Here is a 16,365-nt window from a genome sequence, read left to right on the forward strand (position 1 = left end):
CCAGGGGCATCTCACTTTCAAACAAAAATTATTTATAGGGGCTCGACGCGAATAAGCGGTGCGCCCTTCTGCACCACGTCTCCGCTCTTCGCCACCAGGGCGGTAACGCGACCAGAAACCTCGGACACGACCTCATTGAAGACTTTCATCGACTCAACGAGCGCCACGACCTGACCAACGTGAATCGTTTCGCCAATATTGACGAATGGTGGAGAGGAGGGCGAGGCCGCGGAATAGTACACACCTGTAAGAGGCGCGTTGACCGCAACGGTTGTATCCGCCTTCTGAGCGCGTGGAGCCGGTGCCCCCGCGATGGCTACCGGTCCGGAGACGGTAGGGGCAGAGACCAGTACCATACCTGGATCGCGTTTAATCGTAATCTCCAACTCCCCTTCGGCAAGTTCCAACTCACCAATAGAACTCCCCTCAAGGACCTGGATCAGTTTCTCAACGCGCTCCAGCCACTGCTCATGATTCTCAGTCTTCATAACCTATTACTCTTCGTATCGCTTGAATATTAAGCAGGTATTATGACCACCAAAACCCATGGAGTTCGACATGGCCACATTGACGGTCGCGTGACGCGCCTCATTAGGCACATAGTCGAGATCACACTCTGGATCGGGATGATGCAGGTTGATGGTCGGCGGAATAATGCCATTCAGGATGCTCTGAATCGAGATCACCGACTCAACTGCCCCAGCCGCGCCGAGTGTGTGGCCCGTCATGGACTTGGTTGAGCTGATAGCGACCTTGTAGGCATGCTCACCGAAGGTGGTCTTGATGGCCTGCGTCTCAGTACTATCATTAAACGGAGTGGAGGTACCATGCGCGTTGATATAGTCGACCTGGTCAGGGCGCAGGCTGGCCTTCTGCAAGGCGCGGCGCATCGCGCGCACCAGGCCCTCGCCACCGGGGGCGGGCGCGGTAATATGGCTCGCGTCGCCCGTGCTACCATAGCCAACTAGCTCAGCCAGAATAGTCGCGCCACGCGCTTTAGCAAACTCCAGGTCCTCCAGAATCAGCATGCCCGAGGCCTCACCCATCACGAAACCATCACGCGTGCCATCAAAGGGACGGCTGGCACCCTGCGGATCATCGTTACGCCGCGAGAGCGCTTTCATATTATCGAAGGCCGCCATCGAGATAGGCGTGACCGCCTTCTCGGAGCCGCCCGCAATCATAACCTTTGCGTCACCGCGACGAATGGTCTCCCAGGCCTCACCAATCGTATTTCCGCTGGTCGCACAGGCGGAAACCGCGGCCCAGTTTGGACCACGCGCACCAGTCATAATCGAAACGATGCCAGGCGCGCCGTCGACGATCATCATATTGATGAAGAACGGGCTGATACGATCTGGCCCCTGCTCATGCAGGACCGTAAACTGATCGTGCAACGTGACCAGGCCACCAATACCGCTGCCAATATACACGCCGACCTCGTCGGCAATATCATTTGAAATCTCTAAACCAGCCTGAGCCAATGCCTGCTTGGTCGTGGCGATGGCGAGTTGCTCGTAGGGATCATTGCGCCGAATTTCCTTGCGATCCATATAGGGAGTGGGATCGAAGTTCTTAATCTGAGCGGCAAAATGCACTCGAAAGCGTTCGGTATCGTAAGAAGTAATCTCACCAACACCAGACTTGCCCTGACAGAGTGCCTCCCACGAGGAAGCCAGGTCGTTACCCAACGAGGTAACCAGTCCTAATCCGGTTACAACTACGCGAGACACGAAGTCACCTCCTGTAGTTTACATAAAAGAAGTAAAATCCTTATTCCGAAACCCAACGTCACTGGCGTGACTAGCGCTTCGCCCCCATTCGGGGACCACCTAAAGGTGGCACGGCAAGTGCTCAGGGTTTTCGGAGAGGAAGTAAGCGGTTTATCACTCCCCACCAAGCCCGAGCCGGTAACCGCGCCGCCGGCTGACTCTCTCCCCCTCCCAATGCAGTTAGCCAATACCTAGAGCAGTGGCCTCTTCTTGAATAAAGCGTGTATACGTATCCCCCTGGATAAAGCCCTCATGACTGAGCAAGCGTTTATGGAAGGGGATCGTCGTCGTCAAGCCTTCGATCTCATATTCATCGAGCGCACGCTGCATACGAGCGATGGCTTCATTTCGTGTCTCAGCCCAGACAATAAGCTTTGAAAGCAGCGAATCATAGTGCGGAGGAATTTCGTAGCCCGAGTAGAGGTGGCTATCGACGCGCACGCCAGGTCCGCCGGGAACCTGGTAATTCTCAACCACGCCGGTCTGTGGGCGAAAATCGGCGTCGGCATCCTCAGCGGTGATGCGAACCTCAATCGCGTGGCCCCGGAACTTAATATCCTCCTGCTTGAGTTGCAGGGGAAGGCCCGAGGCAATACGAATTTGCTCCTTTACCAGGTCAATGCCGGTCACCAGCTCCGTCACAGGATGCTCCACCTGGAGGCGAGTATTCATCTCCATGAAGTAGTAGCGATTCTGCTCATCCACCAGGAACTCTAGCGTACCCGCGTTGCGATAACCGACCTCCTGAACGGCGCGAATGGCCTTCTGGCCCATTTCCTCGCACAGCTCACGCGGCAGAATCGGGCTCGGAGACTCCTCAAGTACCTTCTGGTTACGGCGCTGGCAAGAGCAGTTACGCTCGCCCAAGTGTACACCATGCCCATAGTTATCCACCAGGACCTGGATCTCGACGTGGCGCGCCTTGGCGACATAGCGCTCAAGATAGATACCATCGTCGCGGAAGGCCTCGCGGACCTCATTTTGAGCCACGGTGAAGACGCGATCAAACTCCTCAGGCTTGTTAATGAGGCGAATACCACGACCACCGCCACCCGCCACGGCCTTCAGCATCAGCGGGAAACCAATCTCGCGCGCGGCATCCTGAGCTTCAGAGAGCGTGCGCAAAACAGGGGTACCGGGAAGCGTGGGCAGACCGGCCTTGATCATGGCCTCGCGCGCGGATACCTTATCGCCCATGACGGACATGACGCTCGCCGAGGGGCCAATAAAGGTAATATTGACGTCCTTACAGATCTCAGCAAAGCTGGTATTCTCAGAGAGAAAACCATAGCCGGGATGAATTGCTTCCGCGTTAGAAATAAGTGCGGCACTAATAATATTGGGAATGTTAAGATAACTCTTCCCACTCGGGCCGGGGCCGATGCAGATACGCTCATCAGCCTGGCGTACAGGAAGCGAATCGCGGTCAGCCTCGGAGTGAACAATGACGCTGCGTATACCCATCTCCCGACAGGCCCGGATGACACGCAGCGCGATTTCACCACGATTGGCGATCAGAATTTTTCGAAACATATGTCACTAATGAAGCGCGACAGGTTCTAGTAGAGAACACGCGCCTCACCTTACTCCTCTCACAAAAAAGCCCTAGGGGAGGGGTCGATTTGGTAAATTATACCACACCCTGGAAAACAGGGCTGCTCACAGGGCCTGAAATGACCAAATAGTGTTAGCTAGCTAGCATTACAAACCAGGATAAGGCGCCCCTCTACCATTCTATAGCCAGAAAGGCTACACTATCGTAATACACTTAAGAGATAACGACATATACACTGAATGTGCCCTCCATATATCCTATTACCGGGTGCTGAGTATCCTATAAATAGGAGCAAGATGGACAAGACTCCTGGCAAGAGGATACAATTCCATAGCGTGCGGCAGAAAATTACCGAAGTATTGTAATGTGTTCCAACGGGCGTCATTATGCAAAGCCATAAAGCTAAAGCATTAGGAGAGGATAACATGCAAGCACAGACATCGCTTTCCACGTATGTACGGCAAGAACTGCTCCCAGACCTGGACGATTACATTGGGAAGATGCTCACAGATTGGCATATCCCAGGGCTTGCGCTGGCCATTGTCAAAGATGATGAAACCATCTTCGCGAAAGGCTATGGTATCCGCAAAGCAGGCGAGCATAAAGCAATCAGCGAGCATACTATTTTTGGCATCTCATCGGTCACGAAAACCTTCACCGCGGCAGCCATTGGGCTACTCGTCGATGAAGAGAAACTTCAGTGGGATGATCCTGTGATCAAGTATCTGCCAGATTTCCAGCTCTATGATCCCTATGTGACACAAGAGCTAACTATACGCGACCTGCTCTGCGCGAGGAGCGGCCTGGACGGCGGCGACCTGATGCGGGAAGGGGGCGACTTTGATCGCAACGAGGTTATTTATCGCCTGCGCTATCTCAAACCCAGCTACAGCTTTCGCACGCGCCAGGGTGCCTTTACCTTTATGTTCACCATCGCGGGCCAGGTTGTCGCCGCCGTTACCGGGCGCCCCTGGGACACATTTATAAAAGAGCGCTTCTTCAAACCGCTTGGCATGAGCGCCAGTGGCACCACTCGCGCCTCGGCGCTGCACACACGCAACGTCGCGATCCCTCATATAGAGAACGATAACGCCCCTGATCCCTACATCTATAGCATCCCGGATAACGTAGGACCCGGTGGCGGCATCACCTCGAATGTGCTTGATCTGGCCCAGTGGATACGCCTGCAACTGGGAAAAGGCACCTTTAAACAGAAGAAGATTTTAAGTTCAGAGGTCATCAACGAACTACACACACCCCAGATCGTCCATCAATCGCCCTTGATGCAGTTGGATCACCCCGGCTCGAACTTTGTCTGCTATGGCCTGGGCTGGTTCCTCGCGGATTACGGTGGGCAAAAAGTTATCGATCACAGTGGAGCAATGCCAGGAATGGAGGCGCTCATCGCCATATTGCCAGAGAAGCAGCTAGGCATCGTCGCCCTCGCCAATGGTTTTCAGTCCAGGTGGCCCCTGATCGCGCTTAAGCAGAAGGTCTTTGATAGTTTCCTTGAGCTACCCGAACGTGATTGGAGCGAAGAGTTCCTTCAGATGAAGAGACAGCAGGAGAAGCAAGTCAAGGAGTGGATGAGCCTGGAGCGCAAGGATCGCATTAGCCAGCAGATAAGCAACACTCACCCTTCGCTAGATCCAGTGGGCTACGTGGGCGAATATGAGGATGCCTTCTATGGCCGAGCCTTCATCAATAAAGAGGGCAGTAAGCTCACCTTCCGCTTTGGCTCTAAGTACGCGGACCTGGAACACTGGCACTACGATACATTTAAAGCCCAGTGGCGCAAACCCCTGGTTGGTGAGGATCTCATCACCTTTGTCCTGAACGCTGAAGGCAAGGTAGAAGAGATGCGCGTCGCCAACTTTGCCAACTTCACCCGCGTCCAATAAAAAAACTTCTAATCAGAGCGCCTATTTCTGCTGCTCGCCAGGCTCCAGCACACCTGCTAGCAGCAGGGCCTGCTCATGCGAAATGATATTGTACCTTAGCTTCAGCGCAAGGATGCGTGTGACAGAGGCATCGATCTGCTGTGTAGTAATCGTCCCGCTATGGACGGCCTGGGCCAGCCCTTCAAGCATGGTCGCGGTCTCAGTAAGTCCACGCGGACCCAGCAGAAGATCGGTGCCTGCTTTGACAGCCAGGACCGCCGCGTGTGATAGGTCATATGTGTTACTTACACCACCCATCCAGAGGGTATCGCTAATAATCACGCCCTGGAAATTCAACTGTTTACGAAGAATATTAGTCACGACGTTTGGCGAGAGCGATGTAGGCAATTGTGGGTCCAGCTGGGGATTGAGAATGTGGGTCACCATGACCATTGGTACCACACCCTCGCCGATCATCGTGCGATAGGGAACAAGGTCTACCTGGTTGAGGGTCTCCAGGCTGCGATCCATATATGGCAGCGAGCGATGGGGGTCCAGATTAGCGCTACCCAGGCCCGGAAAATGCTTCAGGCATCCCACGACACCACCTTCATTCAAACCTTTAAGATAGGCACGCCCCATATTTGTGACCAGGGTCGCACTAGAGCCAAAGGTGCGCTGGGGTAAACCGGGATTATTAGGATTTGTCAGCACATCCACTGTAGGCATAAAATTCACGTTGAGACCCAATCCACTTAAATCCCTGGCGGCACTACTCCCCGCCTGATAGGCTTTTTGGGGATCACCGCTAGCCCCAATAGTAGCTTCTGATGGGCGCTCACCCGTAATACGCCGCAACTCATTAACGACGCCGCCTTCATAATCAGTCGTAATAAAAAGCGGAAAAGGTGCTGCCTGCTGCATAGCCTTATTCAAAGCCGTGAGCTGCTCACGCGTCTGCGCATTGCCATTTTTATTCTCGATCAATACACCGCTGACGTTATATTTCTGTAGCATCTGGCGCAAAGTATCATCAAGCGTCAAGCCATTAAACTCCACAATTACCATCTGGCCCAGCTTCTGCTCCAAGCTCATATGCTGCACCATACGTTGAATCAGCATAGCATCATCAAGCACGATCGGGGTAGGAACCGGTCCAGCAGGAACTTGAGGCGTGGCCGTTGTCTGAGGAGCCATAGAAGCCTGCTGAGCGCAGGCATTCAGTAGTAAACATAGACACAGAAGCCAGGTAGCCGCGAAGGAAAGCTTCCTTATCAAACGCTTCCTCTGTCGATGAGGTTCATGCATAGTAATACTCCGCCAAATAATAGATCGAAAATTGCAGCTCTACCTACTACTAACGAAGCAACAAAGCAAATGGATAGTTATATGGTGGTGTGGTTGCGGGCTGGCTCCGCCAGCCCGCAACCACACCACCATATAACTTATCAAGAGGCGAGCTTGCGAGCCGGGATCGCTTGACAACGCAAAATGAAAGTCTGATACTGTCCACAAGAAGTACTTTATAGAGGAGCGAAAAGAAAATATATGTTTGATACCAGTAAAGTTGGTCAGAGCTTTCCTCCTTTCCACATCGAGGTAGAGCGCTGCAAGATCCAGGAGCTTGCGCTCGCCATAGGCGATGAGAACCCTATCTATACCAGCCGCGAGGCTGCACAGGCCGCTGGCTACCGCGATATACCACTTTTTCCTACCGCCCCCACCATCTTTAATTTCTGGGGCAACGCCCAGCTCAATGAGCAATTGAGATCTACTGGACTAGAAATCGAACGCATTCTTCATGGAGAAGAAGAATACGAATATTTAGCCCTCATCTATCCTGGCGATAAGCTAACAGGCACTACAACGATTGCCAGTGGAAAGTCGCGCCGTGGCAAGGATGGCTCTGGCATGGACATCGTCACCCTGGAGACACGCTATAGCAACCAGGATCAGCAGGAGGTTCTAGTTGCCCGCACGATGGTAATCGTACGCATACAAGCCAGTTAGTAACAAGATCATAAAAGAGCAAAGGAGAAGCCAGCCATGGCCACAGATACACAGCCAACAGCCAGGCGCTATTTTGAAGATGTCCAGGTGGGCGACGAGATTCCCACCCTCACCAAAGACCCCATGACCCTGCAACGCCTGGTGCGCTACGCGGGAGCCTCGGGAGACTTCAATCCACTTCACACCGACCCTGCGGTAGGCGAAGCGGTTGGTACAGGTGGTATTATCGCCCATGGTATGCTCATTATGGGCTTTGTGGGACAGATGTTAAGTGACTACGCGGGGCCAACCGCGCTCCGCAAGTTTAACGTCCGCTTTAAAGGTATGACCCATCTTGGCGACACTATCACCTGTAGCGGCACCATCACCGAGAAAAACGAAGTTAATGGCGAGGCTATCATTGCGGGCAAAGTCCAGGCAGCCGATCAGAATGGTGATATCAAAGTGAGCGGCACCTTTAGCGCGATCCTCCCCAAAAAGGGGGAACGCTAAACTATAGCTTCTCCATAACGGTCACATACCTTCATGAAAAAAGAGGTGGCGGGGCAATGCCTATGACATTGCCCCGCCACCTCTTTTTTCGGCTCAGTGTTGCAGGGATTGAAAATAAATTTTCGCTAAAAAGTGGAATGACTCAAAACAGACCCGAAAAAAACAGCTATATCTTTATATCGATTATAACTCTGCAATATCATCGCGCAATGAATTTAGCCCCACACATTGGCTTTCTCACAACAGAAACCGCTTATCATCGAGAAAAGAGGGTTTTGAGATTGGCCATGAAAAGTATTGACAAGCTCTTTTTCGTATGGCATACTTACCCTCGCTCCAACGACAGCACACGAAATTGTTGAGTCGATCACGCCACGTTCACATATCTGCTACTGGCAGGCCAGGGAACAGCGAGAACGAAAAACGAATTTCGAAAAAGCCTTGCAAAAGGGGTTGACAAACCCCAGGCGGTGTGCGATACTACCGGAGCAGTCGACGAGCGAACAAAAACAGCGGAAACGCTGCAAGAGTTCGAAACACCCGACACACAAGTGCAAGCCCACGGGCTTGCCGGGTTGCGGTTCATCAACAAAAAGAAGAACGAACCAGAGCACCCTGAACAACTGAAGAGTGGAATGCAGAAGTACAACGGAACTTCGTTGATTGAGCATCTCTCAATCGCGGAGAACACCGTTCCTGTCAATTCTGCGAACAAAGCAATGAAGTAACGACAACGTGCTTCTAGCCTGGACGCAAACTTCCAATGCTTACTCCATCGCTGTGTAGCAGTGATGTAGAAAGATACATTCACATTTGAATGGCGAGTTTGATCCTGGCTCAGGATAAACGCTGGCGGCGTGCCTAACACATGCAAGTCGAACGCTCTCTCGCAAGAGAGGGAGTGGCGGACGGGTGAGTAACACATGGGTACCTGCCCCGAGGTGAGGAATACCGGCGAGAAATCGCCGACAATACCGCATATGCTTCTCGCAAGAGAAACAAAGCTCGCAAGGGCGCCTTGGGATGGGCCTGTGGCCGATTAGCTTGTTGGTGAGGTAAGAGCTCACCAAGGCCACGATCGGTAGCTGGTCTGAGAGGATGGTCAGCCACACTGGGATTGAGAACGGCCCAGACTCCTACGGGGGGCAGCAGTGAGGAATTTTCGTCAATGGGGGCAACCCTGAACGAGCAACGCCGCGTGCAGGAGGACGCTTTTCGGAGTGTAAACTGCTTTTCTGAGGGACGAGTAAGGACGGTACCTCAGGAACAAGCCCCGGCTAACTACGTGCCAGCAGCCGCGGTAATACGTAGGGGGCGAGCGTTGTCCGGAGTTACTGGGCGTAAAGCGCACGCAGGCGGTTTCGTACGTCTGGAGTGACAGTTCCCGGCTCAACTGGGAAAGGTCTTCGGAAACGGCGAGACTTGAGGGCTTCAGAGGGACACGGAATTCCGGGTGGAGTGGTGAAATGCGTAGAGATCCGGAGGAACACCAATGGCGAAGGCAGTGTCCTGGGAAGCATCTGACGCTCAGGTGCGAAAGCTAGGGGAGCGAACAGGATTAGATACCCTGGTAGTCCTAGCCGTAAACGATGACCACTAGGTGTGGGAGGTATCGACCCCTTCCGTGCCGTCGCAAACGCAATAAGTGGTCCGCCTGGGGAGTACGGTCGCAAGATTAAAACTCAAAGGAATTGACGGGGACCCGCACAAGCAGCGGAGCGTGTGGTTTAATTCGATGCAACGCGAAGAACCTTACCAAGTCTTGACATGCAGATGCACCAGCGGTAATGCGCTGTTCCTTCGGGACATTTGCACAGGTGCTGCATGGCTGTCGTCAGCTCGTGTCGTGAGATGTTGGGTTAAGTCCCGCAACGAGCGCAACCCCTACTGCCTATTACAACTTCTAGGCGGAACTGCCCGTAAGGGAGGAAGGCGGGGATGACGTCAAGTCAGCACGGCCCTTACGACTTGGGCGACACACACGCTACAATGGCCAGTAACAAAGGGATGCCAACCCGCGAGGGGGAGCCAAGCTCAAAAACCTGGTCTCAGTTCAGATTGCAGGCTGAAACTCGCCTGCATGAAGGTGGAGTTGCTAGTAACCGTAGGTCAGCACACTACGGTGAATACGTTCCCGGGTCTTGTACACACCGCCCGTCACACCACGAAAGTCGGCAACACCTGAAGCCGCCAGGCTAACTCTTCGGAGAGGCAGGCGTCGAGGGTGGGGTCGGTGATTGGGGTGAAGTCGTAACAAGGTAGCTGTACCGGAAGGTGCGGCTGGATCACCTCCTTTCTAGGGAGTCATCACTACCCTTCGAGGTAGTGCACTCTCAGGTCGAACAGGAACGACCTGTCCGTTGATACCCTGCTTCCACTCTTGAGCGGTTCGGCCGCTGGTTTATTCCAGATCCGAAGCCCGCATTGTACCTGAACAACCAAAGAAGTATCCTTCAATTTTGCTGAGCGAGCACGTTGGCATGTAAGTGTTCAACCGTGGCGTGAGTCATATCGAGCTCGTGACAGTGAAGAAAGAAGACCGAGATCCCATACAACAAGGGTAACGAACCAACAAGCAAGAAGCAGACAAGGCAGAACAAGCGAAACAGAGTACGAGGTGGATGCCTTGGCGCTGAAGACCGATGAAGGACGCGGAGACCGGCGAAACATTCAGGGGGAGCTGCATCCAAGCGATGAGCCCTGAGAATCCGAATGGGGCAACCCCTCCAGAGTCATGTCTGGAGACCTATCGCTGAACACATAGGCGATATGGAGGATCGTGGGTGAACTGAAACATCTCAGTAGCCTGCGTAAGAGAAATCAACCGAGATTCCCGTAGTAGTGGCGAGCGAACCGGGACGAGCCCAAACCATCTATTCCTTGGAATAGGCGGGGTTGTAGGACTTCTATCAACAGACATTTTCTTACTCGAAGGCATTGGAACGTGCCACCAGAGGGGGTGAGAGTCCCGTAGAGGACGAGAGAATGGCTGTGAGAAGTATCCTGAGTACCACGAGACACGTGCAATCTTGTGGGAAGCTGGGGGGACCACCCTCCAAGGCTAAAGAACTTCAGCGACCGATAGCGAACAAGTACCGTGAGGGAAAGGTGAAAAGTACCCCGAGAGGGGGATGAAAGAGTCCCTGAAACCACGTACTCACAAGCAGTCAGAGGCCACTGTTCCATGAGGAACCAAGGGCTGATGGCGTGCCTTTTGTAGAATGATCCGGCGAGTGCATCGCACGTTGCAGGTTAACCAGCGCTAAAGCTGGGGAGCCAGAGGGCAACCGAGTCTCAAATAGGCGTGTATGTAGCGGCGATGCGACCCGAAACCGTGTGAGCTACCCATGAGCAGAGTGAAGCGGATGTAACAGTCCGTCGAGGCTCGAACCCACCAGTGTTGCAAAACTGGGGGATGACTTGTGGGTAGGGGTGAAATGCTAATCGAACACGGAGATAGCTGGTTCTCCCCGAAATGTATTGAGGTACAGCCACCTGACACGACTATCCTGGAGGTAGAGCACTAGATAGGCTAGGGGCCCTGTGCGGGTTACCAACCCTACTTAAACTCCGAATGCCAGGACAGGATCCAGGTGAGTGAGACGGCGGGGGCTAAGCTTCGTCGTCAAAAGGGAAACAGCCCAGACCATCGGCTAAGGTCTCCAAATCGATGCTCAGTGTCAAAGGGGGTCAATGCGCCCAAACAGCCAGGATGTTGGCTTAGAAGCAGCCACCATTTAAAGAGTGCGTAATAGCTCACTGGTCGAGTGCAATGGCACCGACAACGTATCGAGGCTTAAGCATCGTACCGAAGCCGTGGAATATAGGACTACCTATATTGGTAGGGGAGCGTTCTCGACGCCTGAGAAGCCAGACCGCAAGGACTGGTGGAGGTAAGAGAAGTGAGAATGCCGGAATGAGTAGCGCAATGTCTGCGAGAACCAGACACACCGAATGCCTGAGGGTTCCTGGGCAACGTCAATCGTCCCAGGGTGAGTCGGGCCCTAAGCCGAGGGCGTCATGCCGTAGGCGATGGAAAGCAGGTCAGAGAATCCTGCACCGGAACATTTCGTTATGAGCAATGGGGGGACGCGGTAGGGAAGGTGAGCCGATCGAATGGACAGGATCGGTGCCTCTGCTGAAGCGCGTGACCGAGGAAAATCCCGGACACAGATGCGTAACACGGAGGCCGAGCGCCCGCGAGGGTGCGGAAGTCATTGGTCCCCAGGCCGTCAAGAAAAGCCTCTCGCCAGAAATTGTTCCGCCCGTACCGCAAACCGACACTGGTAGGCAGGGGGAAATCTCCCCAGGTGATCGAGCGACCCTCTGTTAAGGAACTCGGCAAATTAACCCCGTACCTTTGGAAGAAGGGGTGCCTGCGTAGCTGCGTGTGCTTGCACAGGTGGTGAGAAGGTTGCAAGAAATCGGCTCAAGCGACTGTTTACCAAAAACACAGGTCTCTGCGAACGCGAAAGCGGAAGTATAGGGGCTGACTCCTGCCCAGTGCCGGAAGGTTACGAGGAGTGGTGTGCGTAGCCACGAATCTAAGCCCCGGTGAACGGCGGCCGTAACTATAACGGTCCTAAGGTAGCGAAATTCCTTGTCGGGTAAGTTCCGACCCGCACGAAAGGAGTAACGACTTGAGCGCTGTCTCGACAGAGGACTCGGCGAAATTGAAGTACCCGTGAAGATACGGGTTACCCACGACAGGACAAAAAGACCCCGTGGAGCTTTACTACAGTTTGGCCTGGAAACGAAGTATGGTGTGCGTAGCATAGGTGGGAGCCGGAGAGAGCAGGCTTGTGGGCTTGCAGGAGGCAGCAGTGAAATACCACTCTCACCATGGTTTGTGTCTCACACGTCACCGTGATCCGGGACGTGAACAGGGCCAGATGGGTAGTTTGACTGGGGCGGTCGCCTCCCAAAGAGTAACGGAGGCGCCCAAAGGTTCCCTCAGGGTGGATGGACATCACCCTCTGTAGAGTGTAAAGGCACAAGGGAGCTTGACTGTGAGGCTGACACGCCGAGCAGGGACGAAAGTCGGGCTTAGTGATCCCACATTCCCGTGTGGAAGGAGTGTGGCTCAACGGATAAAAGCTACCCCGGGGATAACAGGCTTATCTTGCCCAAGAGTTCACATCGACGGCAAGGTTTGGCACCTCGATGTCGGCTCGTCGCATCCTGGGGCTGGAGTAGGTCCCAAGGGTTGGGCTGTTCGCCCATGAAAGCGGCACGCGAGCTGGGTTCAGAACGTCGCGAGACAGTTCGGTCTCTATCCGTCGTGGGCGTCGGAAAAGTGAGGGGAGTCATCTTCAGTACGAGAGGACCGAGATGGCTTGACCGCTAGTGCGCCAGTTGGGGGGCCTCCTCCAGAGCTGGGTAGCTACGTCAAGAAGGGATAAGCGCTGAAAGCATCTAAGCGCGAAGCCGACCCGAAGATAACTTTTCCCACTCTCTTGGAAGAGTCAAGATCCCAGGAAGAAGACCTGGTGGATAGGCTGCGCGTGGACGCCTGGTAACAGGTGCAGCGGAGCAGTACTAATGATCGTACGGCTTGTTTCCCATTGTGTTTCTTCGCGAATGTGTGGTGAGTCCTTGTGGTGTGAGTGAGAGCGGTCTTTGATCGGACCTTCTCACGAGCGAGAGGACATCGCGGCATGGGGAGCAGGAGCAGGCCAGCGTGGCTCAGCAAAATTGAGGGAGTACTTCTTTGGCAGGTATCGACAAGAGCGTTGACAACAAGAGACCTTATGTTGTCAGCGCTCTTTTTTGTGTTTTGGTCTCTATTGAGACAACACCCCTTCAGAGGAAGAGATGAGCATGAAAACCCGGGCAATGTCCGGGTTTTCATGCTCATCTCTTCCTCTGTGAGCGCCACAGGCGCGAAAACAAACACTAAATACTAATGCTCCATGTTATATACTGCCAGAAAGAAGTAAGATCCATCTAGGAAGAGGGGATTTCAATGCTGAAAGAGACAGCGCGACATTCACTTGAACATGTCCTTCCCAAAGGGCAGGTATTTATAGACAGGGCTACGCTCATCGCCTACGAGGTCGATGCTGGCATCGATCGAGGCAGACCCGAAGGTGTAGTATTTCCTCGCACCACAGAAGAGGTCGCCTGCGTTGTACGCTGGGCCGCCCAGCACAATATTCCCCTGGTTGCCCGGGGAGCAGGAACAGGCCTCTCGGGCGGCGCGGTCGCGGATCGAGGCGGCGTCATCGTCGAGTTCGCGCATATGAATCATATTTTGGAGATAGAGACCCTGGGGAGGAGTGCCATCGTCGAGCCAGCCCTCATCAATCTTCGCCTGGATGAACAGGCCAGGGCACACGGCCTCTATTTCCCTCCCGATCCATCCAGTCAGCGCGCCTCTACCATGGGCGGCAACGTCGCGGAAAACTCCGGCGGCCCCCATTGCTTTAAATATGGCGTGACCACCAACTATGTGACAGGTCTCAAGGCAGTCCTGGCCGATGGCAGTATCATCCACGCCGGAGGGAGCGCCTTTGATTATCCTGAATATGACTTCTGCGGCCTGCTAACCGGCAGCGAAGGCATGTTGGGCATGATTACCGAGATCACGGTGCGCCTGCAACGCAACCCGCCAGGTGTCAAAACCATGCTCGTCGTCTTCGACTCGGTCGAGCAGGCAGGCGTTGCGGTCTCCGCCATTATCGCCGCTGGCCTGGTTCCCGCTACCATGGAGATGATGGATCAGAAAATCACACACATCATTGAGCCCTTTGCCAAAGCCGGCCTTCCCCTGGATGCCGGGGCCATCCTGATCATTGAAGTCGATGGATATACCGAAAGCCTGGGGACGCAGATACATGAAATTGAGCAAATCTTGCTTACCAACGGTGGCAAGAATATCCGCATCGCCAATAGCGAAGATGAGCGTGCTCGTATCTGGCTAGCCCGCAAGAGCGCCGCAGGCGCGGTCACACGCCTGAGCCCTTCATATTACACCGTCGATGTTACAGTCCCTCGCAGCCGCCTGGCGGAGACGCTGAGCGAGGTTAACCAAATAATCGAGCGGCATAACCTGCGCGCAGGACACCTGCTTCACGCTGGTGATGGCAACCTGCACCCCATGATCCTGGTACCCGAGCCGGGCAATCCTGAGCTAATGCACCGGGTACATATGGCTGGCCGCGACATGGTCCAGTGCTGTGTTGAAAAGGGGGGTAGCCTGAGCGGTGAGCACGGCATCGGGATCGAGAAGCGCGAGTTTATGACGCTCATGCACAAGCCTCATGAACTGATGGCCATGTGGGACATCAAGCAAGCATTTGATCCCAAGAACATTCTCAATCCTGGCAAGCTCTTCCCCTCGCCAGAGCCTGGCTCACAGACTCCCTTCAAGGGCTATATCCTCGACTATCAAGATGCCACCACAAACAGAGAAACGCCTGAGCACGTCTTCACGCCCGAAAATGCTGAGGATGCTGCGCAGGGACTCCTCGCGCTCGCTGAAGGCCGCAAGAAGGCTTATATCAACCATAAGCGCCTCCAGCAACCCGGAGTGCAGATCAGCACAGAGAATTTGCGCGGTATCAAGAAGTATGCTCGCGACGACATGTATATTACAGTGGGTGCTGGCACAACGCTCCGTGAGATTCAGGACTTCCTGGCCGAGGAGAAGAAACAACTGCCAATCACGTCGCCCTGGCCAGATGCCACCATTGGCGGCATTATCGCGAGCAATATCAATGCCCCTCTGCGCATGCGCTACGGCTCCATACGCGATCTCGTGCTCTATGCGACAGTGGCACTGTCAGATGGGCGTGTCATTCGGACAGGTCGCCCCATCGTTAAAAACGTCGCGGGCTACGACATCACCAGGCTCTTTGTCGGCTCCTATGGCACCCTGGGGCTGATGAGCGATATCACCCTCAAGGTTTCGAGCCTTTCCCGCCAGCAGCAAACGCTTGTCATACCAGTAGATGATCTACAACAGGGCCTGAACTGGGCCAGGACGGCGCTTGCCTATCCCCTCGTCGGCTCTGGCATTGTTCTCTACCATGGTAATCAGGGTCCGCATACACAGGGTTCACCGTATACCCTGGTCTATAGCGCCGAGGGGCTGCGCGAAGATGTCGAGACCGAACTCCAACAAGTGCAGGAGGCCCTGCGCGAAGCAGGCGCACCTGAAGCGCAGATAATTGAGAACTGGAGCGCCACCAATGCCTGGGAGCAATTCCTCCGACGCGAGGGAACGCATGTGCGTGTCGGTGTTTCTCCCAGGAAAGCCTTCTCCTATATCCGGCAACAGCAAGCAGTACTGGAGCGCGACGATTACATGGTCGACTTCAACAGCGGACATATCTATACAGCCTCACAGGAGGGGAGCGTACCCAGCACCCAGGCATGGGTAGAGGAGTTACGCACACCTGCCCTCCAGCAGGACGGCTACGCCCTCGTCATCGCTCTCCCGGACGCGCTTAACGGTCACATCGAACGCTGGGGCTACCAGCCCGACGGACTCAAAGTCATGCAAGCCCTCAAGCAGCGCTGGGATCCACAGAGTGTTCTCACTTCAGGAATCGGCTTTTTAGAGGTTTAGAGATCCACTAACGTTATAGTCAACGCTAAACCTACAAATTGTGGCCTGAATAGAAGCAGACTCAGCAGGATTAAAGTGCACCAG

At 54.2% G+C, this 16,365-nt stretch carries 9 protein-coding genes and 2 rRNA genes; 7 read left to right on the forward strand and 4 right to left on the reverse strand.

The window, feature by feature from the left end:
• Nucleotides 1–32: 32 nt before the first annotated feature.
• From JMJ16_RS38185 to accC, 3 genes are all read right to left on the reverse strand, one after another.
• Nucleotides 33–488 (reverse strand): biotin/lipoyl-containing protein, encoded by a 456-nt coding sequence (locus tag JMJ16_RS38185; RefSeq protein ID WP_201390019.1) that lies wholly within the window; start codon nucleotides 486–488, stop codon nucleotides 33–35.
• A gap of 6 nt (nucleotides 489–494) precedes the next feature.
• Nucleotides 495–1,733 (reverse strand): beta-ketoacyl-ACP synthase II, encoded by a 1,239-nt coding sequence (gene fabF / locus JMJ16_RS38190; RefSeq protein WP_201390021.1) that lies wholly within the window; start codon nucleotides 1,731–1,733, stop codon nucleotides 495–497.
• A gap of 219 nt (nucleotides 1,734–1,952) precedes the next feature.
• A complete protein-coding gene (gene accC, locus JMJ16_RS38195) occupies nucleotides 1,953–3,305 on the reverse strand; it encodes an acetyl-CoA carboxylase biotin carboxylase subunit (protein ID WP_201370286.1) in 1,353 nt (450 codons plus the stop codon).
• Between the two features lie 447 nt (nucleotides 3,306–3,752).
• Between accC and JMJ16_RS38200 the strand changes: the two genes are divergently transcribed.
• Nucleotides 3,753–5,228, forward strand: a complete 1,476-nt coding sequence (locus JMJ16_RS38200; RefSeq protein WP_201390023.1) for a serine hydrolase — start codon at nucleotides 3,753–3,755, stop codon at nucleotides 5,226–5,228.
• Between the two features lie 21 nt (nucleotides 5,229–5,249).
• Here the strand turns inward: JMJ16_RS38200 and JMJ16_RS38205 are convergent, their stop codons facing one another.
• Nucleotides 5,250–6,404 carry a glycoside hydrolase family 3 protein gene (locus tag JMJ16_RS38205; protein ID WP_201390025.1) on the reverse strand — a complete coding sequence of 385 codons (1,155 nt, stop codon included), beginning with the start codon at nucleotides 6,402–6,404 and terminating at the stop codon, nucleotides 5,250–5,252.
• Between the two features lie 351 nt (nucleotides 6,405–6,755).
• On the opposite strand from JMJ16_RS38205, the gene JMJ16_RS38210 reads away from it, so the two are divergent.
• The 6 genes from JMJ16_RS38210 to JMJ16_RS38235 all read left to right on the forward strand — a co-directional run bounded on the left by JMJ16_RS38210 (nucleotide 6,756) and on the right by JMJ16_RS38235 (nucleotide 16,281).
• Nucleotides 6,756–7,217, forward strand: a complete 462-nt coding sequence (locus JMJ16_RS38210; RefSeq protein WP_201390027.1) for a MaoC family dehydratase N-terminal domain-containing protein — start codon at nucleotides 6,756–6,758, stop codon at nucleotides 7,215–7,217.
• A gap of 36 nt (nucleotides 7,218–7,253) precedes the next feature.
• Nucleotides 7,254–7,709 (forward strand): MaoC/PaaZ C-terminal domain-containing protein, encoded by a 456-nt coding sequence (locus JMJ16_RS38215; protein WP_201390028.1) that lies wholly within the window; start codon nucleotides 7,254–7,256, stop codon nucleotides 7,707–7,709.
• Nucleotides 7,710–8,179: 470 nt separating this feature from the next.
• On the forward strand, nucleotides 8,180–8,437 hold the full coding sequence (locus tag JMJ16_RS38220; RefSeq protein ID WP_201390030.1) for a hypothetical protein: 258 nt from the start codon (nucleotides 8,180–8,182) through the stop codon (nucleotides 8,435–8,437).
• Nucleotides 8,438–8,523: 86 nt separating this feature from the next.
• Nucleotides 8,524–10,005: ribosomal RNA gene (locus JMJ16_RS38225) — 16S ribosomal RNA — on the forward strand.
• Nucleotides 10,006–10,303: 298 nt separating this feature from the next.
• Nucleotides 10,304–13,271 (forward strand): 23S ribosomal RNA (locus JMJ16_RS38230).
• The 16S and 23S rRNA genes sit together here, the layout of an rRNA operon.
• Nucleotides 13,272–13,674: 403 nt before the next feature.
• A complete protein-coding gene (locus JMJ16_RS38235; RefSeq protein ID WP_201390031.1) occupies nucleotides 13,675–16,281 on the forward strand; it encodes an FAD-binding oxidoreductase in 2,607 nt (868 codons plus the stop codon).
• The last annotated feature ends 84 nt before the right edge of the window (nucleotides 16,282–16,365 follow it).

The sequence above is a fragment of the Ktedonobacter sp. SOSP1-52 genome, from assembly GCF_016587395.1.